The organism is Actinophytocola sediminis (assembly GCF_054779715.1).
The window spans coordinates 41,252-65,244 of record NZ_BAAGXS010000068.1 but is presented as its reverse complement, the minus strand read 5'-3'; the positions used below and the strand labels follow the sequence as shown (position 1 = coordinate 65,244).

The window sequence follows — 23,993 nt, the reverse complement described above, 5'->3', positions numbered from 1 at the left end:
ATGGCCCTGTTCATCCTCACCTACGGCTACAACGAGACCGACGAGCGCGCCGCGCGCCGGGAGGAACACCTGGCATACCTGAACACGCTGCACGACGACGGCTCGCTGGTGGCCGCGGGCCCCTACGACGACCTGACCGGCGGCCTGATCATCTACCAGGCCGATGACCAGGCCGCCGCCGAGGCGCTGCTGGCCGGGGACCCCTACACCAAGGCCGAGGTGACCAAGGACCGCTGGCTGCGCGCCTGGCGGCAAACCGTGGGGTCGTTGTGACACGATTCCCGCATGACCGAAGCGCTCCCGCCGGACCGGATCCGGATCACCGACGAGGACCGGCGCGTGGTCGCGGAGCGGCTCCGGAAGGCGAACGAGGACGGGAGCCTCGACCTGACTGAGTTCGACCTGCGGTCCGCCCGGCTCTGGCAGGAGGCGGCGACCAGGGGAGACCTGATCGAGATCGTCGCCGACCTGCCGTTGCCCGACCGGGCCCAGCCGCCGCCGGCCCCGGTGGCGCCACCCCGCCCGCCGCCAACGCTGCGCGGCGGGGCGTCGGCGATGCGGGTGTTGACCGCGATCTGGCTCAGTGCCAGCGCGGTGAACTTCGTGGTGTGGCTGTTGATCACCACCATGGTGACCACGGCGAGCGTCATCCACCCGTGGTGGCTGTGGGTGCTGCTGCCGCCCGGCTCGGTGCTGGCCGTGCTCTGGGCGATGGGGTTCGGCCGCCGCCGCTGAGGGAACGGTCAGCCGACCGCGCCGAGGAACCGGTCGGTGACCTCGACCGCGGCCGACGAGCTCGGCGCGTCGAGTACCAGCGTGGCGAACGCGAGGTCGCCCCGGTACCCGACGAACCAGCCGTGCGCGCTGTTCGCCACCTCCGCGGTGCCGGTCTTGCCGTGGACCGCGCCGTGCCGGGCGAGCGCCGCGCCGGTGCCGCTGACCACGACCTCCCGCATCATCGCCCGCAGGGAGTCGAGCACGCCCGGCGGCGGCACGTCGTAGCCGGCGTTGACCGTGGTGTCCAGCTCGCGCCACAACCTCGGCGTGATCGCGCGCCCGTGTGCGACGGTCGCCGCGACCACCGCGAGACCGAAACAGCTGGCCTGCACGGTGCCCTGGCCGATGCTGTTCTCCACCTGCTCGGCGGTGTTCGCCGCCGGCCGCACCGCGCCCAGCTCGGTGACGATGCCGGGGATGGTGAAGTCCGCGCCGAGGCCGAGCTGGCCGGCCGCGGCCGGCAGGGCGTCCAACGGCAACTCGGCGGCCCGGGTGGCGAAGGTGGTGTTGCAGGACTCCGCGAACGCGGTCCGCAGCGGCACGTCGCCGAGCGCGAAGTCCGCGTTGTCGATGGTCCGCTGGCCGACGGTCACCGAGCCGGGACACGGCACCACGGTGCCGACATCGGCCGCGCCCGCCTCGATGATCGCCGTCGCGGTGGCCACCTTGAACGTCGAGCCCGGCGGATAGAGGCCGCTGAGCGCGATCGGCCGATCCCCGGTCGCCGGATTCTGCGCCACCGCGAGCAGGTCACCGGTGGACGGCTGGATCGCCACCACCATCGCGGCGTGCCGCTCACTGTCCACAGCGGACTGCGCGGCCAGCTGGACCGGGCGGCTCACGGTGGTGGTGAGCGGCGTGCGCCCGCCGCCGTGCAGGAGATCGACCTGCTCGCCGGTCTGGTCGACGACGGCGACATACCAGCCGTGCGCGCCGGCCCGCTCGGCCGCGACGCGGCCGAGGCCGGGGCGCAGTACCGGTGCCGCGGCCGGTTCGGCGGCCACCGGCCCGGTCGGCGACCAGCTCAGCAGCGCGGCGCCGTCGCGGTCGAGCACCGCGGGCTTCCCGGTCAGGTCGCCGACGGCCAGGCCGTGGCCGGCGCGCAGGCGGGGATGGACCAGCGTCGGCTGCCAGTGGACCAGCCAGCCGCGTTCGTCCTGGATCGCCCGCAGCGTGCTCGGGTAGGTCCAGACGCGGCCGTCGTCGAAGTCCCAGCTGAGGGTGTAGGGCTCGTCCATGGCGGTGGTGCCGGTCGCCGGTTCCACCAGGTCGGCGCGGGTCGCGGTGACCGACACCGGTCTGAGCGTGAGCCACAGGTCGGCGAGCAGGGTGGTCGCGGCACCCGGGTCGTCGGTCACCGCGCCGGCGGCCTGCGGGTCGCCGGCGGTGAACGCGTCGAGGAACTGGTTGGCCACCCCGGTCGCGGTGAGCAGTCGTTCGGTCTCGGTGGCCGCCGCCTGCTCGGCCTGCTCGGCGGTCCCGTCCGGCACGAGTTGGTACACGCCGAACGCGGTGATCAGCACGACCAGGGTGAAGCCGACGGCGAGAATCAGTCGTTTACGGCCAGCCGCCACGAAAACCCCCAGGTTTCGTCCCCGACCTGGACCACCGATCCTAGCCTTCCACGGCGGCCTGATGCGGTCCGAGCAGCGCGATCGACGCGCGGACCGCGAGTTCGGTGACGTCGCTCGCCCGGCCGCCGTCCTCGACGGTGGTCGCGATCAGCTCACGCAGGCCGCCCAACAGCATGATCGCCAGCGGGCGGGGGACCGGTCCGACGCCGATCGCGTGCCATTCCTCGGTGTCGCAGAGGGTCTGCACCATCGTGACGAACGCTTCCATCATCTCCCGCTGCAGGGTGTGGGCCGTGCCGAGTGCCGGCATGTCCCGGATCCAGCTCAGCGTGATGGCGGGCGTCGCCTCCGAGTAGCCGATCCACGCCTCCACCGCCTGTCGAACCTGGCGCTCCCACGGGGCCTGCGGGTCGACGGCGGCGGAGATGTGCCGGATGACCGCGGCGTTGGCCTCGGTGAGCAGCGCGATGAAGCACGTCTCCTTGTCGGCGAAGTGCTCGTAGAAGGTGCGTCGGGAGGTACGCGCGCGGCGCACGATGCCGGCGACCGTGGTGTTCCGGTAGCCGTGCTGGGCAATGGACTCGGCGAGTCCGTCGAGCAGCCGTTGCCGGAAGCCGTCGTCGGGTGCGGGTGTCACCGTCCAACGCTAGCGGTTGAGCCCCGTGGTACGCCGACGTACCGTCGTGTTGCGGCCTGACACTCACCCGTCCCCGCTAACCCGTCCACTCGCAGCGAAGGGCTCCTTCACTGCGGTGGACGCAGCGAAGGGACCCTTCGCTGCGGTTGAGTGCGTTGAGGGGGTGGGGCGTGTCAGACTCGGGGTGTGGACGTGCTGGTGATCGGTGCCGGGATGATCGGGGCCGCGTGCGCGTTCTACTGCGCTGAGGCGGGGTTGCGGGTGGCGGTGCTGGAGCGCGGCGCGGTGGCCGGCGGCACGACCAGCTCCGGTGAGGGCAACATTCTCGTTTCCGACAAGGAACCTGGCCCCGAGCTTGACCTCGCGCTGCTGTCTGTCCGGCTGTGGGCCGAGCTGGGGGAACGGCTGGGCGCCGACCGGTTGGAACTGGACGCCAAGGGCGGTGTGGTCGTCGCCCGCACGCCGAGCGCGGCCGCCGGGCTCGCGGAACTGGCTGCCCGGCAACGGGAACACGGCGTCGACGCCATCCCGGTGACCCCGGCGGAGCTGTCCGAGCTGGAGCCCCACCTCACCCGGGACGTGACCGCGGGCGTGCACTACCCGCAGGACCTGCAGGCCCAGCCGATGCTCGCGGCGGCCGAGCTGCTCCGGCACGCCCGCGCGCACGGCGCGACCGTCCACACCGGAACCGAGGTACTCGGCCTCCGGTCCGGCACGGTGTTCACCACGGCCGGCGAGTTCACCGCGCGCTGGGTGGTCAACGCCGCCGGCCCGCTGGCCGGAGAACTCGCCACCGTCGCCGGCGCACCGGTGCCGGTGTTGCCCCGCAGGGGTTTCGTCCTGGTGACCGAACCGCTCCCGCCGCTCGTGCGGCACAAGGTCTACAGCGCGGACTACGTGGCCAACGTGGCGAGCGACGACGCCGGCCTGGAGACCTCGGTGGTCGTGGAGGGCACCCGCGCCGGCACCGTCCTCATCGGAGCCAGCCGCGAACGCGTCGGCTTCGACCGGCGGCTGTCGCTGCCGGTACTGCGCAGGCTCGCCGCCATGGCCGTCGACCTGTTCCCGGTGCTCGCCGAGGTCACGGTGCTGCGCTCCTATCTCGGGTTCCGGCCGTACTGCCCCGACCACCTCCCGGTGATCGGCGTCGACCCCAGAGCGCCGTGGCTGGTGCACGCCTGCGGCCACGAGGGCGCGGGCATCGGCCTGGCCGCCGCCACCGGACACCTCATCGCCAAGACCCTCACCGGCCAGCCACCGGACCTGGACCTCACCCCGTTCCGCCCGAACCGGTTCGCCGACGCGGTGCCCGGATGATCACGTTCACGTTCGCCGGCAAGGAGATCACCGCCGAGCCTGGCCAGAGCATCGGCGCGGCCCTGCTCGCCGCCGGCCACCGGTCCTGGCGGACCACCCGCCACCACGGCGCGCCGCGCGGGCTGTTCTGCGGAATCGGGATCTGCTTCGACTGCCTGGTAACGGTCAACGGGCGGCCCAACCAACTGGCCTGTGTGACCGACGCCAACGACGGCGACCAGGTCGACCCACCGGACGGTGATCGTGCCGCCCACTGACATCGCCGTCCTCGGCGCCGGTCCGGCCGGGCTGGCCGCCGCGGTCGCGGCCACCGGGGCGGGCGCGCGGGTGGTCCTGCTCGACGCCGGCAGCCGTGCCGGCGGACAGTTCTGGCGCCACCGCGCGGGGGACCGGCCCCACCATCCGCTGCTGGCCGCGGCGCTGGACTTCCGCGCCGGGCACGCGATCTGGCAGGTCGAGCCGACCGGCGACGGGTTCACCGTGCACACCACCGCGGGCGAGGTCCGCTCCCGCACGGTGATCGTGGCCACCGGCGCCTACGACCGGCAGGTGCCCTTTCCCGGCTGGACACTGCCCGGCGTGCTCACCGCGGGCGGCGCGCAGGCGTTGCTCAAGGGCAGCGGGGTGGTGGCCGGCGAGCGGGTCGTGGTCGCCGGCACCGGACCGTTCCTGCTGCCGGTCGCCGCCGGGCTGGCCGAGGCGGGGACCGGGGTGGCCGGGGTGTTCGAGGCCAACTCGCCGCTCGGGTTCGCCCGCCACCCGGTCGCGGTGCTGCGGGACCCCGCCAAGGTGGTCGAGGGCGCGGGCTACCTGCGCACGCTCTGGCGCCACCGGGTGCCCTACCGCACCCGCACGGCGGTGGTGGCCGCGCACGGCGATGACCGGGTTGTCGCGGTCACGATCGCCTCGGTGGACCGTGACTGGCGGGTCGTCGCGGGCAGCGAACGGCGGCTGGACTGCGACGCGCTGGCCGTCGGCTACGGCTTCACCCCGCAGCTCGAGCTGGCGCTGCAACTGGGCTGTCACACCCGCGTGGACGTCGACGGCAGCCTGGTCGCCACCGTCGACGAGCGACAGCGCGGCTCGGTGCCCGGGGTGTACCTGGCGGGCGAGGTCTGCGGCGTCGGCGGCGCCCAACTGTCCATTGTGGAAGGAGAGATCGCCGGCCGGCACGCGGCCGGGGCGCCGGTGCCCCCTCGGTTGCTCCGCCGCCGGTCGGCGTTACGCGGATTCGCGACCGCCATGCACGACACCTTCGGCGTCCGGCCGGGCTGGCTGGACCGGCTGGCCGACGACACCCTGGTCTGCCGCTGCGAGGAGGTCCCCGCGCACGCGGTCCGCCGCGCGGTGGTGGACCTCGGCGCGACCGACGCGCGCACGGTCAAACTGTTCGCCCGACCGGGAATGGGCCGATGCCAGGGCCGGGTGTGCGGCTATGCCACCGCGTGCCTGGTGGCCGACGCCACCGGCCGGCCGGTGACCGCGCCGGACCTGCTCGGCCTGTCCACCCGGCCGATCGCCCGGCCGGTGACCCTGGGAACCCTTGCCGACCAAGAGGAGTCTCCATGACCATGCCATGGCACGGTGTCCTGGTAGCCACGGCGTTGCCGCTGACCAGCGCGGGCGAGGTCGACTTCGACCGGTTCGCCGAGCACGTCGCCTGGCTGGCGGCCAACGGCTGCCACGGCGTCACCCCCAACGGCTCGCTCGGCGAGTACCAGACCCTCACCGCCGATGAGCGGACGCGGGTGGTGACCACCGCGCGCGCCGCCGCGCCCCGGGGGTTCACCGTCATGCCCGGCGTCGCCGCCTACGGCGCGGCGGAGGCGCGCCGCTGGGCCGAACAGGCGGCCGAGGCCGGGTGTCCGGCGGTGATGGCGTTGCCGCCCAACGCCTATCGCGCCGACGACCGCGCGGTCCACGAGCACTACCGGGAGATCGCCAAGGCGGGCCTGCCCGTGGTGGCCTACAACAACCCGATCGACACCAAGGTCGACCTGGTGCCCGAACTGCTCGCCCAGCTGTACCAGGAGGAGTTGATCGTCGCGGTCAAGGAGTTCAGCGGCGACGTGCGCCGCGGCTACCGGCTCGCCGAGCTGGCGCCGGGGCTCGACCTGTTGTGCGGCGCGGACGACGTCGCGCTCGAGCTGGCGATCGGCGGCGCGAAGGGCTGGATCGCCGGCTACCCCAACGCCTTCCCGAAGTCCACAGTGGAGCTGTGGACGGCCGCGTCCGCCGGCGACCTGGCCGCCGCGCTGCCGCTGTACCGGCTGCTGCATCCGTTGCTGCGCTGGGACTCCAGAACCGAGTTCGTGCAGGCGATCAAACTGAGTATGGACATGGCCGGCCGCTACGGCGGCCCCTGCCGCGCGCCGAGGGTGCCGCTGACGGCCGAACACGAGGCCAAGGTGCGCCAGGCGACCGCGCAGGCCGTCGCGAAAGGACTGTCCTGAGATGCGCGCCAAGCGCGTCCTGCACGCCGTCGACTCGCACACCGAGGGCATGCCGACCCGGGTGATCACCGGCGGTGTCGGCACCATCCCCGGCGCGACGATGGCCGAGCGCCGCCAGTACTTCATCGCCAACCTCGACCACCTGCGCGCGCTGCTGATGAACGAGCCGAGGGGCCACGCCGCGATGAGCGGCGCCATCCTGCAGCCACCGACCATGGCCGAGGCCGACTGGGGTGTGGTGTTCATCGAGGTGTCCGGCTGCCTGCCGATGTGTGGGCACGGCACGATCGGCGTGGCCACCGTGCTGGTGGAGACCGGCATGGTCACGGTCACCGAGCCGGTCACCACGATCCGCCTGGACACCCCGGCCGGCCTGGTGGTGGCCGAGGTCGCGGTCACCGACGGCGTCGCCCGCGCGGTCACCATCCGCAACGTGCCCTCGTTCGCGGTGGGACACGACCGGGTCGTCGACGTGCCCGGCCACGGCGAGGTGCGCTACGACCTGGCCTTCGGCGGGAACTTCTACGCCATCCTCGGCCTGGACCAACTCGGGATCCCGTTCGACCGGGCCCAACAGCGGCACATCCTGGACGCCGGACTGTCCATCATGGACGCGATCGAGAAGCAGGACCGGCCGGTGCACCCGGAGAGCCCCGAGATCGCCGGCTGCCACCACGTCTACCTGGCCGCGCCGGGCTCGGACGCCCGCCACTCCCGGCACGCCATGGTCATCCACCCCGGCTGGTTCGACCGCTCGCCCTGCGGCACCGGGACCAGCGCGCGGATGGCGCAGCTGCACGCGCGCGGGGAACTGCCGCTGGACACCGACTTCCGCAACGAGTCGTTCATCGGCACGTCGTTCGTCGGCAGGCTGGTGGCGCGGACCTCGGTCGCCGGCCTGCCCGCGGTGGTGCCGACGATCACCGGTCGCGCCTGGCTGACCGGGACCGCTCAGTACTTCCTCGACCCGGACGATCCATTCCCCGAGGGCTTCACGTTGTGAGCGCCTCCGGCTCGGGCGCCGAGCCGCCGAGGTGGGCGGGCAGCCAGAACGGGCTCTCGCCGGGTTTGGCCTTGTCCGGGTAGTCGAGCTGGACCTGGTCGAGCAGCGCGGACATCCTGGTGCGCAGGTCGGCGGTGAGCACGTCCAGGTCGTCGGCCGGCGTCGGCTGGAACGGCTCGCCGACCCGGATCAGCAGCGGCAGGTGGCGTTGGCCGAGGTTGCGGGGCCTGCCCTTGGTCCAGAGCCGCTGGCTGCCCCAGACGGTGACCGGGATGACCGGCACGCCGGCCTCCGCCGCCATCCGCACCGCGCCGGTCTTGAGCCCCTTGACGGTGAACGACTGGCTGATCGTGGCCTCGGGGAACACGCCGACCACCTCGCCGGCGCGCAGCGCGGCCACCGCCTGACGGTAGGCGGCCTGCCCGGCCGAGCGGTCGACGGGGATGTGGCGCATGCCACGCATCAGCGGCCCGGAGATCCGGTTGGCGAAGACCTGGTTCTTGGCCATGAACCGGACCTTGCGCCGGGACGGCAGGCCGGCAAGGCCGCAGAAGATGAAGTCCAGGTAGCTGACGTGGGTACAGGCGAGCACGGCGCCGCCACCTGTCGGCACATGTTCACTGCCCTGCACGTCCAACCGCAGGTCAAGGGCCCGGAACAGGGTCTTACAGGCCAGGATCACCGGCGGGTACACGAACTCCATGGGTCCAACCTAGCTCAGCGGTCGGGCCAGCGGGTTGTCGCGAACGTCCGGTTTTCGGCCGGCGGCGGCGCCAGTAGCCGGCGGCACCGAGAAGCCGAGTCGGGTGATGGTTTCCCACCGTGGCGACTCGGCTACTCATTCGCTACCGCCGGCTGCTCTGGCCTCAGGCGGCGTCGATCAGCCGCAGGTCGGTGTCGACCGGCACGTCGCAGATCGCGGCGGCCAGGACGTCGTTGATCGCGACGTAGAACCGTTGGGCCGCTTCGGCATCCGCGCTGTCAAAGTCGCCGCTGGTGACCGACATCTCGACCCGGGTGCCGCCGTCGGGCGTGCTGAACAGGTACGAGGTGTACCCGTGCATACCGCCGGTGTGGCCGTCATAGCGACCGCCGCACTCCGGCCCGACGTCGATGATCTCCAGGCCGAGGCCGTAGCCGCCGCCGGGAACCTCCTCGCGCATCTCCGCGAGCAGGTTGGGGGGCAGCAGCTCGCCGCCGAGGAGGGCGCTGATGAACCGGTCGAGGTCGCGGGTGGTGCTGATCAGCTCGCCCGCGGAGGAGGCCCAGGTCGGGTTGATCCTGGAGGCGTCGACCACCCGCGTCGTGCCGTTGTCCTGGAAGCCGTAGTAGCCGTGCGCGTGCGGCCCGGGGATGCCTGGCCGCGAGCCGGGGAAGCTCGTGTCCCGCAGGCCGAGCGGGTGCAGGATCCGGTGTTTCACCTCGGTGGCGTAGCGGTGTCCGGTCAGCCGCTCGATCAGCTGGCCGGCGAGGATGTAGTTGGTGTTGGAGTAGGACCAACTGGTGCCCGGCTCGAACCTGGCCGGGTTGGCCAACGCGACCTCGATCAGCTCGCTCGGCCGGTAGTCGCGGAACTGGTTCTCGGCGAACTCCGCGCCGAACAGGGGGATTCCCGGGTCGAGGGTGCCGTCCGGGTTGGCCTCGCCGGTGTAGTTGAACAGGCCGCTGGTGTGTTGGAGCACCATGCGCACGGTGATCCGCGGGTCGATGCCGAACTCGGGCAGGTGGCTGGCGATCGGGTCGCCCAACGTCAGCTCGCCCTCGTCGACGAGTTGGAGGACGACCGTCGAGATGAAGGTCTTGGTGATGCTGCCGCCGCGGAAGCGCCCGTTGGTGGGGACCTTGCCGCCGTCGAGCCGTCGGACGCCGGCCGAGCCGGTCCAGTCGCCGTCCTCGTCGTGGACGCGGACCTGGACGCCGGCCGCGCCGGAGTCGGCGAGGTCGCGCATGGCCTGCTGGAGTTGTGCGCGGTCGGCGTCGGCCCCGGCTGGCGAGCTGGTCAGGCCGGCGATCATGGTGCCGGCCAGGACGGCGCCGGCGAGCGCGCGAACTCTTACCCTCATAGGGATCCCCCAGACGTGTCAGGCCGAGGCCTTTCCTCGGCGGATGACACGTTTCCGTGTTATTGGCGCCGAAGCATCCGCTGACAGGGGGATGCCACCGTCATCCGTACGGAGGACATCGTGGCGGAGTTATTGGTGGGGGACGGGTATGCCCGCGGCGCGCAGTCTGGCCTCGACGAGCGCGTTGAGCCGTGCCCAGGTCGTCGGTGCCTGTTCCTCGCGGTGGTGGTTGATCAGCCCGTACCGGATGGGGTCGTCTGGCCGGGGTTGGAAACCGGTCGGCACCGCCAGGTGTTGGGGATGGGCCAGCAGGTTGTCGGCCAGCGCGGACGCCAGCTCGTCGATCCGCGGGTCGTCCGGCTGCCAGGACCGGGCGTCCCAGCCGCGTTTGGTCAGGTCGAGGAACTCGGGGTCGTCGAGCCGGTGTTCGAGCTGGGTCAGGAAGAGGTCGAACAACGTCGGGGCCAGTGCCCTGGCCAGGACCATGGCTTCCCGTTGGCCGGCGACGTAGTCGGGATCGAAGTCGAGACCGGTGAGCCGGTCCAGGATGACCAGCGCCCGGTGGGGCAGCAGGAGCCGGTCGCCGTCGGCGAGCCGCCGCAGGGTGTCGCGCCGGGTGATCAGCTCGGCGATCCGTTCGGTGAGGCGCTGTTCGACGTCGACGAGTGCGGTGGCGAACTGCTCGGTGTCGGCGTCGAGCAGCGGACCGACCTCGGCCAGCGGCACCCCGGCGGCGGCCAGCGTCCGGATCTGCACCAGCCGCAACAGGTCGGCCGATCCGTACCGGCGGTAGCCGGAGCTGTCGCGTCGTGGTTCGGCGAGCAGCCCGTGCCGGTGGTAGTGCCGCACGGCCTTCACCGTGATCCCGACGAAGGCCGCGGCCTGACCGATCGTGACGCCGCCGGCCGTGGTCCCCGTCAGCAGAACACCTCCTTGAGGAGCCTGGCCAACGCCGTCGGGTATCCCGTTTCCAGGTCGATCTCGGTGTCCCCGCTGGTCACCGAGGCGGTCAGGGTCCTGCTGCCGTCGGGTGTGCTGTACATCAGCGCTCCGTAGCCGATGGTGCTGCCGTTGTGGCGCAGGACGGTGACGCCGCAGCCCGCGTCCTCCACGAACAGTCCGAGGCCGTAGTTCGCCTTCGGGTGCGGGGTGCGCATCTCGGCCAGCAGTGGGCCTGGCAGGAGCCGGCCGCCCTGCAGCGCGGAGAAGAACGTACGCAGGTCCTGGGTGGTCGAGATCATGTCACCGGCGCCGAACAGCAGGGAGGGATTCTGGTGGGTGACGTCGACCGTCTGCCACTGGCCGGCGTCCTGGTAATGGTAGTAGCCGTGGGCGTGCGGCCCGGGGATCCCCGGCCGGTCGCCCGGCACCACGGTGCCCGACAGTCCGAGCGGCGTCAGGATCCGCCGTTGCGTCTCCTGGGCGTACGAGCGGCCGGTGACCTGTTCGATCAGCAGCGCGGCCAGGGTGTAGTTGGTGTTGGAGTAGTTCCAGTCCGTTCCCGGCGTGAACAGCGCGGGCCTGGACAACGCGAACCGCACCAGCTCGTCGGGCTGGTAGGTGCGGAACCGGTTGTCCACCCATTCCTGGCCGGTCGAGGGGAGCCCGGGCAGGGTCGTCCCGTCGTAGTAGTCGCCGGTGTGGCTGAACACCCCGCTGGTGTGCTGCAACAACATCCGCACCGTGATCCGCTGGTCCAGCCCGAACCGCGGCAGGTAGCGATCCACCGGTGCGTCCAGCCCGATCCTGCCCTCGGCCACCAGTTGCAGGACGATGGTCGCGACGACGGTCTTGGTGTTGCTGCCGATCCGGAACCGCCCGTTGGTCGGCGGCTTCGCGGTCTCGCCCAGCTCGCGCACCCCGGCGGCGCCCACCCACTCGCCTCGCTCATCGTGCACCCGCAGCTGCATCCCGGCGAAACCGGCGTCGACGAACTCCTGCATGGCCGCCCGCAACTCCGGGCGATCCTGCGCGGCGGTGGCCGGCGACCCGGACAGCAGTGCGACCGTCAGCGTCGCGATTGCCACGCGAGCCAGGGAAGTGATGGTGTTCCGCATGCGGTCAGGCTCCAGCCTGACCCAGGGGCGGGGTCAAGTCCGTGTCGGCTGAGGCAGCGGGAAAGAACAAGACTGTTCTTTCCGGAAGCCGCCGTGGACGCTCGACGGCACTGATCGCCGACCCAGGGGAGCGCGGGCGTGACCGGCAGCGACATCAACCATGACATCGACCGTGAGATCGACCGTGAGATCGACCGTGAGATCGACAACGAGCAGGAGTACGTGGCGGGCCTGTATGCCCGCGTCGATGCCATGCGCGCGCGGGCGGCCGCACGGTGCGCCGACGGGGACCAGGAGACGGTGGCCGTCTGGCGGGCGGAGGTGGCCCGGCTGGACGCGGTGGAGCGGGGACTGTGCTTCGGGCGGCTGGACCTGCGCGACGGCCGGCGCGTCTACATCGGCCGGCTGAGTCTGTTCCTGGACGAGGCCGCCGAGCCGTTGCTGGTGGACTGGCGCGCTCCGCTGGCCCAGGCGTTCTACACCGCGACGGCGACCGCGCCGGCTGGCGTGCGACGGCGACGGCGCATCACTACGCGAGGTCGGACGGTCGTCGCGCTGAACGACGAGTTGCTGGACCCGGACGGTGCGGACAACGCCGGCCTGGTCGGGGAGGCGGCGTTGCTGGCGGCGGTGACCTCGGCGCGAACCGGGCGGATGCCCGACATCGTGACCACCCTGCAGGCCGAACAGGACCGGATCATCCGGCACGAGACCAGCGGAGTGCTGGTGGTGCATGGCGGTCCCGGCACGGGCAAGACGGCGGTGGCGTTGCACCGGGTCGCATACCTGCTGTACACCCGTCCGCACCTGCGCACCCGAGGTGTCCTGGTCGTGGGCCCCAGCCGGATCTTCCTCGACTACATCGGCCAGGTCCTGCCGGGTCTCGGTGAGCGCGGCGTGGTCACGGCCACCGTCGCCGACCTGTGGCCGGGTATCGAGACCAGCCGGCAGGACCCGCCGGCAACCGCCGAGGGCAAGGGCCGGGCGGTCATGGCCGAACGGTTGGCGGCGGCGGTTCGGTCGCGGGTCCGGACACCGGACGACGCGGTGAGCGTCGAGTTCGAACAGCAGGTGCTCCGGCTCGACCCGCCGACCTGCGGCAGTGCCGTACGGAAGGCCAGGCGGTCCGGACTTCCGCACAACCAGGCCAGACTGGTCTTCCAGCGGGAGATCGTGGCGGTGCTCGCGGCGCGCCTGGTCCAGGACATGGAGGCGGTCGTGCTCACCGACACCGGGGAGGCGATCGACGGCGGCAGTCCGGACGGCCGGCTCGGCGCGGCCGACCGGCGTGCGCTGGCCGCCGCGGGTGTGGTGCTCGGCGCCGATGATTATGACGGACCGCGCACCCTGCTGGACGACACCGACCGGGACGGCCTGCGGGACGCGCTGCTCGCCGACCCCGGCGTCCAGGCCACCCTCGACGAGCTGTGGCCGCCGCTGACCCCGGAGCGCGTGGTGTCGGACCTGCTCGGCGAGTTCGTCGACGGCTGGAGTGCCGAGGATGTCCCGTTGCTTGACGAGGCCGCCACGCTGATCGGCCAGGGTGGTGACCGCGCGACGTTCGGCCACGTCGTCGTCGACGAGGCACAGGAACTGTCCGAAATGGCCTGGCGAATGCTGATGCGCCGGTGCCCCACCAGGTCGATGACCGTCGTCGGGGATCTCGCCCAGACCGGGAGCCCGGCCGGCGCCTCCTCGTGGGACCGTGTGCTGGGGCCACATGTGGGGGACCGCTGGCACCTTGTCCGGCTCACCGTCAACTACCGCACGCCGGCGGAGATCATGGCGGCCACCGCAGACCTGCTCGCCGCCCATCATCCGGGAACCTCGCCACCCCGGTCGGTCCGCGCGACCGGCGAACCACCGTGGCGTCTCGCCACCACGTCCGCCGCCCTCCCCGCCGCCATCGCCGCCCTTGCCGCGGCACACACCGACGGTCAGCTCGCGATCATCGCCCCGAATGTCCACATTGGACCCCTGGCCAGGGCGCTGTCCCTCGCCACACCACCGGACCTGACCGACAAGGTGGTACTGCTCACCCCCGCCCAGGCCAAGGGCCTGGAGTTCGACTCGGTCCTGATCGCCGACCCGGCCACGATCCTCGGTGCCGCACCGCTCGGTCACCACGACCTGTACGTCGCCATGACCCGAGCGACGCGCCACCTGGGCATCGTGCACCCCGGCCCACCGCCGGCGGAGCTGTCCGCCATGCGAGAACGCACCCCCTGACCCGCCTAGCCGACGATGGCCTGGCTGATCTGGCGGGTGGTCTGGGCGGCGATGCGGGGGTTGACGGCGGCGTAGGCGGTGTGGGCGCTCAGGCCGGTGGTCAGGGCCCAGCCACGGCCGCGGGTCCAGGTGGAGTCGTCCACCCCGAGCGCGGCGCGGAAGGTGGCGCGGGTCTCGGCGGACATCAGGGTGAAGGCGATGGTCAGGTCGCAGGCCGGGTCACCGATGCCGAGCCCGCCGAAATCGATGACGGCGCTGAGGCGGCCGCTGATGGTCAGCAGGTTGCCGGTGTGGAAGTCGCCGTGGAACCAGACCGGTGGACGGTCCCAGTCGGGGGCGGCGAGGGCGGTGTCCCACAGCTCGGTCATGGCCACGGTGTCGAATGCCGCACCGACTCTCGTGATGGCCGATCGCGTCGCCGTGTCCCGCGCGGCCAGCGACTGGCCGGCGAGATCGGCGGGCTGCGCGGAGTCGAACCGGTGGAGTGCGGTCAGGAACTCGGCCAGTGCGCTGGCGGCCTCGTGCGAGTCGGCCAGGGCGTCGACGGTCGCCACCTCGCCGGTCAGCCAGCGCGACACCGCCCACGGCCACGGGTAGCCGAAGTCCGGTTCCCCCACCTCGACCGGCACGGGAACAGCCAGCGGCAGGTGCGGCGCGAGCCGGGGCAGCCACTCGGCTTCCGTGCGCGCCTGCCTGATCGCACCGGCATGGCGCGGGAGCCGAACGGACAACTCCGCGCCCAGCCGGTAGATGACGTGGTCCGAGCCGGCCGGTGCCAGCAGCCGCAACGGCATTCCGGACCACCGCGGAAACTGCGTGTCCACCAAGCGCCTCGCCAGCGCGACGTTGATCGCCGGGGTGATCTCGCCGGTCAAGAACAGCTCCTGTGGGTAGGCCGTGGCTATCGCATCATGGCCCCGCGGCGTGCTCAACTCATTTGTTCGCGACTCGTATCTCGAGAACGGCCCTAATATCCCGGATCGGTGACGAGCTGGACCCACAGCGAGGCGGGATCGTCCAGGCGAACGTGGCTGTCGATCTCCACGATGTGCTTCAGCACGATCCGCTCAGCCGCGCTGACTCGGTTGTCGAAGGCCTCGTGCGCGTCAAGTGGCGCGGCGGCGGGGGGATGTTCCAGTGTGCGCAGGATGTGCAGCGCGGCGCGCCAGCGCCAACTGATCTCGACCAGTCGCGCCACCGATGAGTTGATGAAGTCCACAGCCGGGTGGTACAGGTCGCGATGAAACTCTCGCAGCGCCGGATGCAGGTCCTGGGCGGTCACCGGTCTGTCCCGGATCGCCAGCACCCGACCGTCACCAGCGACGGCGCCCATCCACGGTGTGCGATCGTGACCGCCCCACCTTCCCAACCGGTACAGCCGATCCGCCGGCGTGATCAGCCGGCTCTCCGCCGGCCCGGCCACGTTGGGCACGAGCACAGGTTCGGACTCGGCCTGGAAACGGGGTGTCATCAGCACGTCCCGCGGCAGCCCCCACTCGGCCAGTGTCCTCAGGTCGTTCGCCGGCAGATGCCACTCCCGCATGGCCGATGCAGGAGGAAGCACCCGCACGTCACCGTCGACGAGCACATCCAGCGGCGCGGTCATCACCGCGACGAGCCGATCTTCTGGCACAACCTGCCCCTGGTCGGCGTCACGTGGCATGGCCGACCGTATCCGTTGTCAGGATGTGGGCGTCCACTCGTGATCTAGGATCGAGAACAGTTCGGAGTCGCGCCAGGCGCCGTTGGTGTGCACGTGGTCGCGTAGCCGGCCCTCGTGCGTGAACCCAAGCCGCGTGACGACGGCGATGGAACCGGCGTTGTCAGGTCCGATGGCGGCGGTGATGCGGTGGAGGCCGAGGATGGCGAAGCCGAAGGTGATGATTGTTCGGGCGCCGTCGATGGCATAGCCCTTGCGCCAGTTGTTGGCCACGACGGCGCCGCCCAGCTTGGCGGCCTTGACTCCCGACAGGCCGAGCCGCGCGAAGCCGATCAGCTGGTCGTCGTCGTGGGTGGTTATCGCCAGGTAGTACTCGGTGCGGGGGTCGTGTCGGGCGCGGTCGATCGCGGCGGCGAGTAGCTCGGCCTGCTGATCTCGGCTCTTCGCGTCGAACGACAGGAAATGGGTCACCTGATCATCACCGACGACGGCCATCGACGCGTCGAGGTCCTCGATGCGGAACTCCCGTAGGCGGACCAGTTGGCCAGTCAGCGTCACGTCATAGGGCATAGTTAGCCTCATCGGGTCTCTATTCGAGCACTTCGGCAGCGCGGTAGACTTTCAGGTCTTTCGATATCCATGGTTCCCATGGTTCGATCGCGAGGCGTTCGATCCATCGCATCTGCGATGCGAAATATTCGGCGTATGAGGTGTCCTGGCCGAAGATCAGGATAGGTCCGTCGGTGCCACGTTTGCCGTGTCCGTACGGCATCACTCGATACTCATCGTCTATTTCCTCGATCGCGAACGAGCACGGGAAGTTGTACAACCACACCTCCAGTCCGGCGCCACGTTCACCGAATTCGGACAAGCGCTCCTGCGCTGCGGCCAAGGGGCGGAGCACTTCGCGTAGGTACCGGTCCGGATTCTCCATCGCCGCCTCGCCCGGCTCAAGCCGGTAGCGATCCTTCCGGGAATCAGAGGTTGGGTCCATCATGTACAGCCGAACCGGCACGGTGCGGGCCTTCGCCTCGATCATTGGCAGTACGTGATCACGGGCATAGAAGTTCCGGGTAAGTCCGAACACGTTCACCCGGTGCCTGGCTGAGGCGATCCGGCCGAACAGGTCACGCATGCTCTCGTCGTCGGTGCGTGGGTAGATGTCGATCAGGCCAGCACGTTCCAGGTGGGTGATTTCCTGCACCGAATGATCCTCTCCGTATCCGAGGCGGTCGGGCCTTGTCCGGTACACCCGGCAGAGATAGGCCACCCGCTCGTCGTTCGGCCGACGCTGGTCGTGCTCCCACCGCAGGATCTCGGGGTCGGTGAGGTGCGGGGGAGCGAGTCCGTCCTGTTCGTAGGCCCCGTCGATCCGGGCGGACAACTCGGACCGACTCCACCCGTGCGCCCAGCGCCACGCGAGCAGCGGATGGATGTCGTCCAGTCGCGCGATTCGCGTTGCGATGTCCTCTACGTGGCTCCCCTCCCGCAAGCCGGCGAGCCGGATCTCCAGGGCTTCCCGCTCTCGTTGTCGTCTTACTGATCGATCTACCCGCGCCATGCCCCGAACGGTGCCGGATTTGACGTGAGGCGTCAACTCCAATGACGTGCTGAGCCGTCGAGAACGTCAATCCAGATGACGATGCTCATGTCATGGCGGGTGCTGACATGGTCAACGTCGCGCTGCTGTCGTTCGACGACCTGTTGACGGAGCTGCGCATTCGAAGCTTTACGCTCTTTCGGTGGGGTCCCACGGAGGACCCCGCGATGCTGGCTGGTGTGTACCGGTGGTCAGCGGAGCGGCAGGCCGACGTGCTGTTACTGCGACCTGACCAGTCTGCGACCGCCTACCGTGCGCCGGTGTTCGACGACCGCGACATCTTCGCCCCGCAGACGGTGCTATGGGAATACCATTGCGAAAACGCGCTGTGGACGCTCCGTGCGTTGTTGACTCTTCCGGTGGCCGGAGACCGGCAGGCACCTCAGGTCATGTACCCGGCACGCGGTAAATGTGCGGTGCCTGGCGACCTGCCGTCGCCAGTCGTATTCCGGCCGCTCGGGAGGTGAACCTTGGCATTGTCCCATAGAAACAGGAGTATTCGCGGAGTGAACCCTGAATTTGGCGTACCTCAATCCGGCACCAATGGATCTGCCCAGTACTGTGGCGCGTTGGAGTCGCTGCGGGAGTTGTTCGCCGGCTATCCGTGTCATGTCGAGATGTCGTCCATTTCCATTGCTGTGGATCCGACGGGGCAGGCGGCGGTGACGGTGCGGCTGCGGGAGGCGGACCCGGCTGTGCTGGCCGCCGGCATCGTCGAGTGGAAACGGACGTTGAGCCGGGCCAGTACGTCGGCCTGGCGCACCCCGGCCGGATATGAGGTCCATGTCGCGATCCCCAACACTGGAGCCATATCGTGACGGCCACACCGTTTGCCCTGGTCAGTGTCAAGGACAGGAACCAGGTCTTCGCTTACGGTCTCGATATCGTCCTGCCGTCCGGGCGTGATGTCATCGTTTTCCGTAAGGAGGCCAACGGCCGGAATCTGGTGGGCGTGCACGACTCCGTCGAGGCGGCACGGCGGCGCTACAGCGCCATCACCCCGCTCGAACTCGTGTGGGAACCCGGTTGCCGCTGCTGCCTGTGCGTCAACGGGGACGACTCCTGCGCACTCGACGGCACGTGCTCGAGCCACCTGTGAGGGAACCGTGGCGCGCCGCGGCGGCTCGAATCGGGGGCTGACAAGGAGAAGCGCATGGCGGACAGGCACTGCCGGGATTCACCGAGCTGAGCGAGCTGGGAGCGGGCGGCTTCGGCCGGGTCGTACTGGCGCGCCACGACGAATCCGGGCGGTTCGTCGCGATCAAGTACCTGTTCGCCGAGTACGCCGCGGACCCCGAGCAGCGTGGTCTGTTCCGGCGGGAGGCGGAGATCATGCGTCGGGTGGTCAGCCCGTATGTGGCGCGGCTGTACGACTTCGTCGAGACCGATCGCACCGCGGCGATCGTGATGGAGGCCGTGCCGGGAGTGTCCCTGCAGGCGATCCTCGCCGTGGAACCGGTGTTGGCGCCGGAGTCGGCGTTGGCCTTGCTGAAAGGGTCGCTGCTGGGGCTGACCGCGGCGCACGCGGCGGGCACGGTGCACCGGGACTACAAGCCGGGCAACGTACTGGTGCCTGCTGACCGGCGCAGCGTGCTGGTCGACTTCGGTATCGCGGTGCTGGCCGGACAACGGGGATCGGCCATCGGCTCGCCCGCGTACATGGCGCCCGAGCAGTGGAATGCCGGCATAGCCACACCGGCCACCGACATCTACGCGGCGACCTGCGTGTTCTTCCAGTGCGTCGCCGGGCATCGGCCCTACCGGGGCAGTACCGAGGAACTGCGCGTGCTGCACGAACGGGCCGCCATTCCGGTCGAGGAGGTGCCGGCGGCGGTGCGCTCGCTCGTAGCCAGCGGCATGGCCAAGAGCCCCACCGGCCGCCCGGCGGACGCGGTCGCGTTCGTGGCGCTGCTGGAGGCGGCGGCCGCCGCCGGCTACGGCCAGGAATGGGAGGAGCGCGGGTGGCGTCGGCTGGCGGCCCACGCCGGCGCGCTGCTGGCGCTGTCCCCACTGGCGACGCTGCTCGGCGCGGCGACCGTGGCCGCCCCCACGACGGTCATGGCCGCCGGTGCGGCCGCCGGCGCCGCCGGTGCGGCCGCCAGCGGGGGAGTGCTCGGTGCGACCGCCATCAAGATCGCCGCGGCGGTTGTCGGCATCGGGCTGGCCACCGGGACGGCCGTGGTGGTGATCAACACGAAGGACGACCCGGTCGCCGCGCCGCCGCCGGTCACCTCGACCGTGGCCTCGCCGGTGCGGACCACGACGGCTGCCCCGATCCAGATCAGCACGCGGCAGCGCACCGAAACGTTCGACACGTTCACCTTCGACGGGCAGTACGTCGAGGTCTCCGGCCTGGCCGACGCCGCGCTCCAGGACCGGGTCAACGCGGCGCTGGCCGCTCCGGTCGACGACTGGGTCGACTTCGTCACGGCCGCGACCGGCGACCCGCAGCCCGGTGTCGATCCGGCCACCGCGTCGGTCGAGGCCCGCGTGCGGATCTCCGGGCCGAACGTGGTGTCCGTGGACTACCTGCGGATCGCGGGCGACACCGGCGTCTACTTCGGTGCCGGGGGCGAGGGCAGCGTGCATCCGGTCGCCGTGGACCTGGCCACGGGCCGACTGCTCACGCTGACCGACGTCTTCCCCGACGCCGCCACCCCGGCCGGCGCGGCGGCGATCGCCGAACGGGTGCGCACGGCCAACCCCAACGGGCTCTGCGGCGACCAGGAACAGGCCGGCACGACCCCGCTGGAGTTGGCGCCGGGTTCGTTCACCGATCCGTATTCCACCGGCGGCGACCCACTGGTCCAACTGGTGCTGACCCAGGACACCGCCGAGTTCGTGATCTACGCGTCGGCGTTCGGCTACGCCACCGCCTGCGACCTGACGCCGTCGGCCGTGCCGTACGCCGAGCTCACCGACCTGATGAGCCAGGAGGCGGTCGACCTGCTGACCGGATGACGCGCCCCTACAGGACATTCGCCCCATATCTGACTACGGTTGGGAGGTCCCCGACGAGAGGAAGCCCATGCCACTTGACCCCAGCCGCCGCCACCCGCGACTGCTCGCCGTCATGGCCGCGATCGTCCTGTTGCCCCTGCTCGGCGCCTGCGGCGACGATGACGATGATGACGACGACGATGATGATGACGACAGCATGCGCCGGCCGGCCGTGGTCATGATGCTGTCGGACTGACCCTGGCCTGACGCGATGAAGGCGTCCTTTCTCGCACTCAACGCGAGGAAGGACGCCTTCATCGCGTTCGAGGGGTTACCGTCGACTGTATGCCGATGAATGCGGTGCATCGCAGGTTATGTCGTTCGGACGGGTGGGCGCGGCGGATGCGCACCCAGGTCCTGCCGTGGGCGATGGACGAGGTCCCGCTCGACGGCCAGGTCCTCGAGCTCGGACCCGGCTACGGGATCACGTCCACCTGGCTGCTCGAACACGGCGCCCAGCTCACCGCCGTCGAGGTCGACCCGGCGTTGGCCGCCGCGCTGCGCACGCGGTTAGCCGACCGGGCGGACGTCCTCGAGGGCGACGGCGCGCGACTGCCGTTACCCGACGCGTCGTTCGACGCGGTCGTGTGCTTCACGATGCTCCACCACGTGCCCTCACCGGCACAGCAGGACCGGCTGTTCGCCGAGGCCGCTCGGGTCCTGCGCCCCGGCGGCACGTTCGCCGGCTCCGACAGCAGGCTCAGCCTGCGGTTCCGGTTGCTGCACATCGGCGACACCATGATCCCCGTCGACCCCGCCACGCTGCCCGACCGGCTGCGCCGGGCCGGGTTCACCGCCGCGGAGACCGCGCTCGGCGGCCGGTCCTACCGGTTCCTGGCGACCCGTTAGCCCCAGCGGGGCGCCGCCGGCTGCCTGGCGGCGGCCGCGGCCCTGGTCGACGCGTGCCGGGACAGCACCGCGCCGACGATCACGAACACGCCGCCGATACCGCAGATCACCCACAGTACGACCGACAGCTTGGCGGTCAGCGCGTCGTAGAACGGGGTGGCGATCTCCGGTGACGGGCTCTTCGCCACGACCTCGCCGCCGCCCAACCCCTCGGCGATGACCACCAGGATCATCACCACGGCCAGCCCGATCCCGGTGACGATCAACGTCTGGCCCCGGCGCGCGGACAGCAGCAGGCCGAGGGCGATCAGCGCGATCGAGACGATCGGCAGCACGATGCTGAGTCGTTCGAAGATGTCGAACGTGGGGATCGCCTGGCGGATCGCCGAGCTGGACATCACCTCGACCCGTGCGTTGACCTCCGGGATCCGGTCGGCCAGCGGCACCCCGTCGGCGACGAACCTGGACTTCAGGTCGGCGGCGACCACGCCGAGGTCGAGCACGATCGCGTCACCCTCGATCGCCAGGCCGTCACCCTCGTCGCGGAGCATGGCCAGCACCTGCGGGTGCACCTCGCGGTTGACCTCGACCCAGGACGTGCGGAACTCGTCGCTCTTGGTGAAGTTCGTGATGCTCACGTCGACGAGCTGCCGCGCGGCGTCGGGCACCTGGTCGCTGAGACTCGCGGATAACTGCTCGGCGACCGCGGTCTGCACGGCCGGCTCGTCGGCCAGCGGGGTGACCGCCTCGAGGTAGTTCTCCTCGTCGGTGACCTCGCCGGCCAGCACGAACGCCGCGACGGCCGGGCCGGCGAGCAGACAACCCAACAGGACGAGCAGAGTGGCGAAGCCGGTTCGGAACACCGACGCACCCTAGCGCCGCCCCCGATCGCCTACCTTTGTGGCATGGTCGAGCGGCGCGCGCGGGGTGGGCTGGGGCAGGTGCAGGCCTACCTCGGGCGGTGCGCGGCCGCCGACGCGCTGGCCAACCGCGAGCGGTTCGGCGGGGTGACCCTGCAGGGGCTGCACGGACTCAAGGTCGCCCGCGCCCTGGATCGCATGGGCGAACTCACCGGCATCGACCTCGATCCGGCGGCCTATCTGGCGCGCGGCAAGCCACGCTCGCCGGTGGTGGCCGGACAGCTCGGCCTCGACCTGGACCTGCCGGTGTTCGACTGGGTCGAGGCGCAGGCCGAGCTCGGGTTGCCGATCGTGCGCACCGCCGGGCCGCGACTGCGGGTCGGGCAGGTCGACGAGCTGACCGCCGAGCTGCACCGGGACTACCCGGTGCCGGTGTCGGTGACCCTCGTACTCGACGGCGGCTGGCTCGGGTCCCGGCACAGCGGCGTGCTCGCCGAACGACTGCGGGCGGCCGACCGGGACGTGTCGCTGGTACTCGGCGCGCCGTTCGACCCGGTCGACTCGTCCTACAAGGTCGCCGGCCTGCGGCGGCTGCTGCGCTGGAGCACGCGGACCGGGCGGCGCCTCGAGCTGCTGCGAACCGGGCCGATCGGGCTGCCGGCGGTCGCGGCGGGCGCGAAGCTCGCGGCCATCGGGCTGTCGACCTCGACCCGGCACCTCGGTGGCCCGGTGGCCCGGCGCACGGACGGCGTGCGGCCCCGGCGCAGCCCGCAGGTGTTCGTGCCCAGGCTGCTCGACTGGCGGCGGGGGATCGACCTGCGCGGCGCGGAGGTCGGCGAGTGCGGCTGCGCGGCGTGCGCGTCGGCCGGCACCGGCCTGCGGCGGTTCGAGGTCGCCTTCGACACCGCGGTACCCGGCCCGGTGCGCGCGGCGGCCGCGGAGCACGACTCGTACGCGTTGGCCGAGGTGGTCCGCGCGGTCACCTCGGCGGCCGACCCCAAGCTGGAACTGGCCACGCTGCGCCAGGACGCGCAGGAACTGGCCGCTGAGATGGGTCTCCCGGTACCGAAATGGCTAGCCAACTGGGACTGAACGATTACTGAAAGTTATCCGTTTCACTCGTCTATCGAGCGCCGTATCGCCTGATCAGGCATGGTCCCCATGGGAATTATCGGGACCACATCAGGGGTGTGTAAACGCGGACCGGATCAACCGGTATGTTCCCCGTCGTCTCGGCAGCGGGGAGGTAGGTACAAGTGAATATAGTGATATCCGGACTGACGGCCGCCGGGAAGACCACGCACGCGTTGTTGCTCGCGCGCTGCCTTGGTTATGACTACGTGTCCGCGAGCGCCCTCATGCTCAACCGGCTCGACGTCGTGCCCGATGAAACCAACACGCTGTGGGCGCGGCGATCCGTCGAGATCGAGAAACGCCGGGACGGGCAGCCGGTCGACCATCAGCTCAACGAGTTCCTCGCAGAACAGCTGAAAGTCAGGGACCACACGGTCTTCGACTCCTGGTCCGCGGCGTGGCTGGATCGGAGCGGGCGTTGTGTGCGCGTCTTCATCGAGTCGAGCAGGCGGTCCAGGGCGTTGAAGGCGCGGGTCTCCCAGGAGCCGCACGGTCCCTTCCTGTCCGCATCGGAAAACTTGCGGTTGATCGACGAGAAGGATCGATCGACCGCATTTCGGCTGGTCCCGTTGTTGGGTATCGATCTACGGTACGACCGCGCACCGTTCGACATTGTTCTGGACAACTCCCGGTTGATCGCCAAGCCGACCATCGACCAGGCCCGGCTGGGCATTCTCCGGTTTCACGACCTGCTCCACCAGGCGGTCACCAGCCGGATTTCCCCGGCCGACGGAGCTTCCCTGCATTAACTGAGTTCGCTACAATCTGTAACTGGAGGAC

At 70.7% G+C, this 23,993-nt stretch carries 27 protein-coding genes; 16 read left to right on the top strand and 11 right to left on the bottom strand.

All coding sequences use genetic code 11. The annotated features are described in order from the left end of the window. Together ACYVIP_RS32165 and ACYVIP_RS32160 are read left to right on the top strand one after the other, a co-directional pair. Complete coding sequence (locus ACYVIP_RS32165; protein WP_460403208.1) at positions 1–273, top strand: YciI family protein; 273 nt, start codon at positions 1–3, stop codon at positions 271–273. Positions 274–285: 12 nt separating this feature from the next. Continuing rightward, on the top strand, positions 286–735 hold the full coding sequence (locus ACYVIP_RS32160; protein ID WP_460403206.1) for a DUF1707 SHOCT-like domain-containing protein: 450 nt from the start codon (positions 286–288) through the stop codon (positions 733–735). An 8-nt stretch (positions 736–743) separates the two neighbouring features. Here the strand turns inward: ACYVIP_RS32160 and ACYVIP_RS32155 are convergent, their stop codons facing one another. Continuing rightward, the gene (locus ACYVIP_RS32155; RefSeq protein WP_460403204.1) at positions 744–2,351 is read right to left on the bottom strand and encodes a penicillin-binding transpeptidase domain-containing protein; all 1,608 of its coding nucleotides are present in this window, start codon (positions 2,349–2,351) and stop codon (positions 744–746) included. 40 nt (positions 2,352–2,391) lie between these two features. Then, positions 2,392–2,988 (bottom strand): TetR/AcrR family transcriptional regulator, encoded by a 597-nt coding sequence (locus ACYVIP_RS32150; protein WP_460403202.1) that lies wholly within the window; start codon positions 2,986–2,988, stop codon positions 2,392–2,394. A 192-nt stretch (positions 2,989–3,180) separates the two neighbouring features. On the opposite strand from ACYVIP_RS32150, the gene ACYVIP_RS32145 reads away from it, so the two are divergent. From ACYVIP_RS32145 to ACYVIP_RS32125, 5 genes are read left to right on the top strand one after another with little or no spacing between them, the layout of a single operon-like run. Then, positions 3,181–4,305, top strand: coding sequence for an NAD(P)/FAD-dependent oxidoreductase (locus ACYVIP_RS32145; protein ID WP_460403244.1), 1,125 nt, complete (start codon positions 3,181–3,183; stop codon positions 4,303–4,305). Then, positions 4,302–4,562, top strand: coding sequence for a (2Fe-2S)-binding protein (locus tag ACYVIP_RS32140; protein WP_460403200.1), 261 nt, complete (start codon positions 4,302–4,304; stop codon positions 4,560–4,562). The genes ACYVIP_RS32145 and ACYVIP_RS32140 overlap by 4 nt, the downstream gene beginning before the upstream one ends. Next, positions 4,549–5,874, top strand: coding sequence for an FAD-dependent oxidoreductase (locus tag ACYVIP_RS32135; protein WP_460403198.1), 1,326 nt, complete (start codon positions 4,549–4,551; stop codon positions 5,872–5,874). The genes ACYVIP_RS32140 and ACYVIP_RS32135 overlap by 14 nt, the downstream gene beginning before the upstream one ends. Continuing rightward, positions 5,871–6,758, top strand: a complete 888-nt coding sequence (locus ACYVIP_RS32130) for a dihydrodipicolinate synthase family protein (protein ID WP_460403196.1) — start codon at positions 5,871–5,873, stop codon at positions 6,756–6,758. The genes ACYVIP_RS32135 and ACYVIP_RS32130 overlap by 4 nt, the downstream gene beginning before the upstream one ends. A 1-nt stretch (position 6,759) precedes the next feature. Next, positions 6,760–7,761 carry a proline racemase family protein gene (locus ACYVIP_RS32125; RefSeq protein WP_460403194.1) on the top strand — a complete coding sequence of 334 codons (1,002 nt, stop codon included), beginning with the start codon at positions 6,760–6,762 and terminating at the stop codon, positions 7,759–7,761. Here the strand turns inward: ACYVIP_RS32125 and ACYVIP_RS32120 are convergent. The 4 genes from ACYVIP_RS32120 to ACYVIP_RS32105 form a co-directional block, all read right to left on the bottom strand. Beyond that, positions 7,751–8,464, bottom strand: a complete 714-nt coding sequence (locus ACYVIP_RS32120; RefSeq protein WP_460403192.1) for a lysophospholipid acyltransferase family protein — start codon at positions 8,462–8,464, stop codon at positions 7,751–7,753. The genes ACYVIP_RS32125 and ACYVIP_RS32120 overlap by 11 nt on opposite strands. 163 nt (positions 8,465–8,627) lie before the next feature. Next, on the bottom strand, positions 8,628–9,824 hold the full coding sequence (locus ACYVIP_RS32115; protein ID WP_460403190.1) for a serine hydrolase domain-containing protein: 1,197 nt from the start codon (positions 9,822–9,824) through the stop codon (positions 8,628–8,630). Positions 9,825–9,953: 129 nt separating this feature from the next. Continuing rightward, positions 9,954–10,715 (bottom strand): MerR family transcriptional regulator, encoded by a 762-nt coding sequence (locus tag ACYVIP_RS32110; protein ID WP_460403242.1) that lies wholly within the window; start codon positions 10,713–10,715, stop codon positions 9,954–9,956. 26 nt (positions 10,716–10,741) lie between these two features. Further along, positions 10,742–11,881, bottom strand: a complete 1,140-nt coding sequence (locus ACYVIP_RS32105) for a serine hydrolase domain-containing protein (RefSeq protein WP_460403188.1) — start codon at positions 11,879–11,881, stop codon at positions 10,742–10,744. Between the two features lie 252 nt (positions 11,882–12,133). Between ACYVIP_RS32105 and ACYVIP_RS32100 the strand changes: the two genes are divergently transcribed. Continuing rightward, complete coding sequence (locus tag ACYVIP_RS32100; protein WP_460403240.1) at positions 12,134–14,110, top strand: HelD family protein; 1,977 nt, start codon at positions 12,134–12,136, stop codon at positions 14,108–14,110. A 5-nt stretch (positions 14,111–14,115) separates the two neighbouring features. Here ACYVIP_RS32100 and ACYVIP_RS32095 read toward each other — a convergent pair whose 3' ends face one another. The 4 genes from ACYVIP_RS32095 to ACYVIP_RS32080 all read right to left on the bottom strand — a co-directional run bounded on the left by ACYVIP_RS32095 (position 14,116) and on the right by ACYVIP_RS32080 (position 17,331). After that, positions 14,116–14,985, bottom strand: a complete 870-nt coding sequence (locus tag ACYVIP_RS32095) for an aminoglycoside phosphotransferase family protein (RefSeq protein WP_460403186.1) — start codon at positions 14,983–14,985, stop codon at positions 14,116–14,118. Positions 14,986–15,077: 92 nt separating this feature from the next. Further along, the gene (locus tag ACYVIP_RS32090) at positions 15,078–15,773 is read right to left on the bottom strand and encodes an SUKH-4 family immunity protein (RefSeq protein ID WP_460403184.1); all 696 of its coding nucleotides are present in this window, start codon (positions 15,771–15,773) and stop codon (positions 15,078–15,080) included. A gap of 18 nt (positions 15,774–15,791) precedes the next feature. Further along, positions 15,792–16,340: a GNAT family N-acetyltransferase gene (locus ACYVIP_RS32085; RefSeq protein ID WP_460403182.1), complete on the bottom strand. Its 549-nt coding sequence runs from the start codon at positions 16,338–16,340 to the stop codon at positions 15,792–15,794. Positions 16,341–16,359: 19 nt separating this feature from the next. Then, positions 16,360–17,331, bottom strand: a complete 972-nt coding sequence (locus ACYVIP_RS32080; protein ID WP_460403180.1) for a hypothetical protein — start codon at positions 17,329–17,331, stop codon at positions 16,360–16,362. Positions 17,332–17,423: 92 nt separating this feature from the next. Between ACYVIP_RS32080 and ACYVIP_RS32075 the strand changes: the two genes are divergently transcribed. From ACYVIP_RS32075 to ACYVIP_RS32050, 6 genes are all read left to right on the top strand, one after another. Then, positions 17,424–17,837, top strand: coding sequence for a hypothetical protein (locus tag ACYVIP_RS32075; protein WP_460403178.1), 414 nt, complete (start codon positions 17,424–17,426; stop codon positions 17,835–17,837). 102 nt (positions 17,838–17,939) lie between these two features. Continuing rightward, on the top strand, positions 17,940–18,188 hold the full coding sequence (locus ACYVIP_RS32070) for a hypothetical protein (RefSeq protein WP_460403176.1): 249 nt from the start codon (positions 17,940–17,942) through the stop codon (positions 18,186–18,188). Beyond that, positions 18,185–18,469 carry a hypothetical protein gene (locus ACYVIP_RS32065; RefSeq protein ID WP_460403174.1) on the top strand — a complete coding sequence of 95 codons (285 nt, stop codon included), beginning with the start codon at positions 18,185–18,187 and terminating at the stop codon, positions 18,467–18,469. The genes ACYVIP_RS32070 and ACYVIP_RS32065 overlap by 4 nt, the downstream gene beginning before the upstream one ends. A gap of 68 nt (positions 18,470–18,537) precedes the next feature. After that, positions 18,538–20,331: a serine/threonine-protein kinase gene (locus tag ACYVIP_RS32060; protein WP_460403238.1), complete on the top strand. Its 1,794-nt coding sequence runs from the start codon at positions 18,538–18,540 to the stop codon at positions 20,329–20,331. Between the two features lie 67 nt (positions 20,332–20,398). After that, complete coding sequence (locus ACYVIP_RS32055) at positions 20,399–20,566, top strand: hypothetical protein (protein ID WP_460403172.1); 168 nt, start codon at positions 20,399–20,401, stop codon at positions 20,564–20,566. A gap of 146 nt (positions 20,567–20,712) precedes the next feature. After that, complete coding sequence (locus ACYVIP_RS32050) at positions 20,713–21,219, top strand: class I SAM-dependent methyltransferase (protein WP_460403170.1); 507 nt, start codon at positions 20,713–20,715, stop codon at positions 21,217–21,219. Here the strand turns inward: ACYVIP_RS32050 and ACYVIP_RS32045 are convergent. After that, positions 21,216–22,082, bottom strand: coding sequence for a hypothetical protein (locus tag ACYVIP_RS32045; RefSeq protein WP_460403168.1), 867 nt, complete (start codon positions 22,080–22,082; stop codon positions 21,216–21,218). The genes ACYVIP_RS32050 and ACYVIP_RS32045 overlap by 4 nt on opposite strands. Before the next feature lie 42 nt (positions 22,083–22,124). Between ACYVIP_RS32045 and ACYVIP_RS32040 the strand changes: the two genes are divergently transcribed. Next, complete coding sequence (locus ACYVIP_RS32040) at positions 22,125–23,171, top strand: hypothetical protein (protein ID WP_460403166.1); 1,047 nt, start codon at positions 22,125–22,127, stop codon at positions 23,169–23,171. A gap of 164 nt (positions 23,172–23,335) precedes the next feature. Then, the gene (locus ACYVIP_RS32035) at positions 23,336–23,962 is read left to right on the top strand and encodes a cytidylate kinase family protein (protein WP_460403164.1); all 627 of its coding nucleotides are present in this window, start codon (positions 23,336–23,338) and stop codon (positions 23,960–23,962) included. Positions 23,963–23,993: the final 31 nt, after the last annotated feature.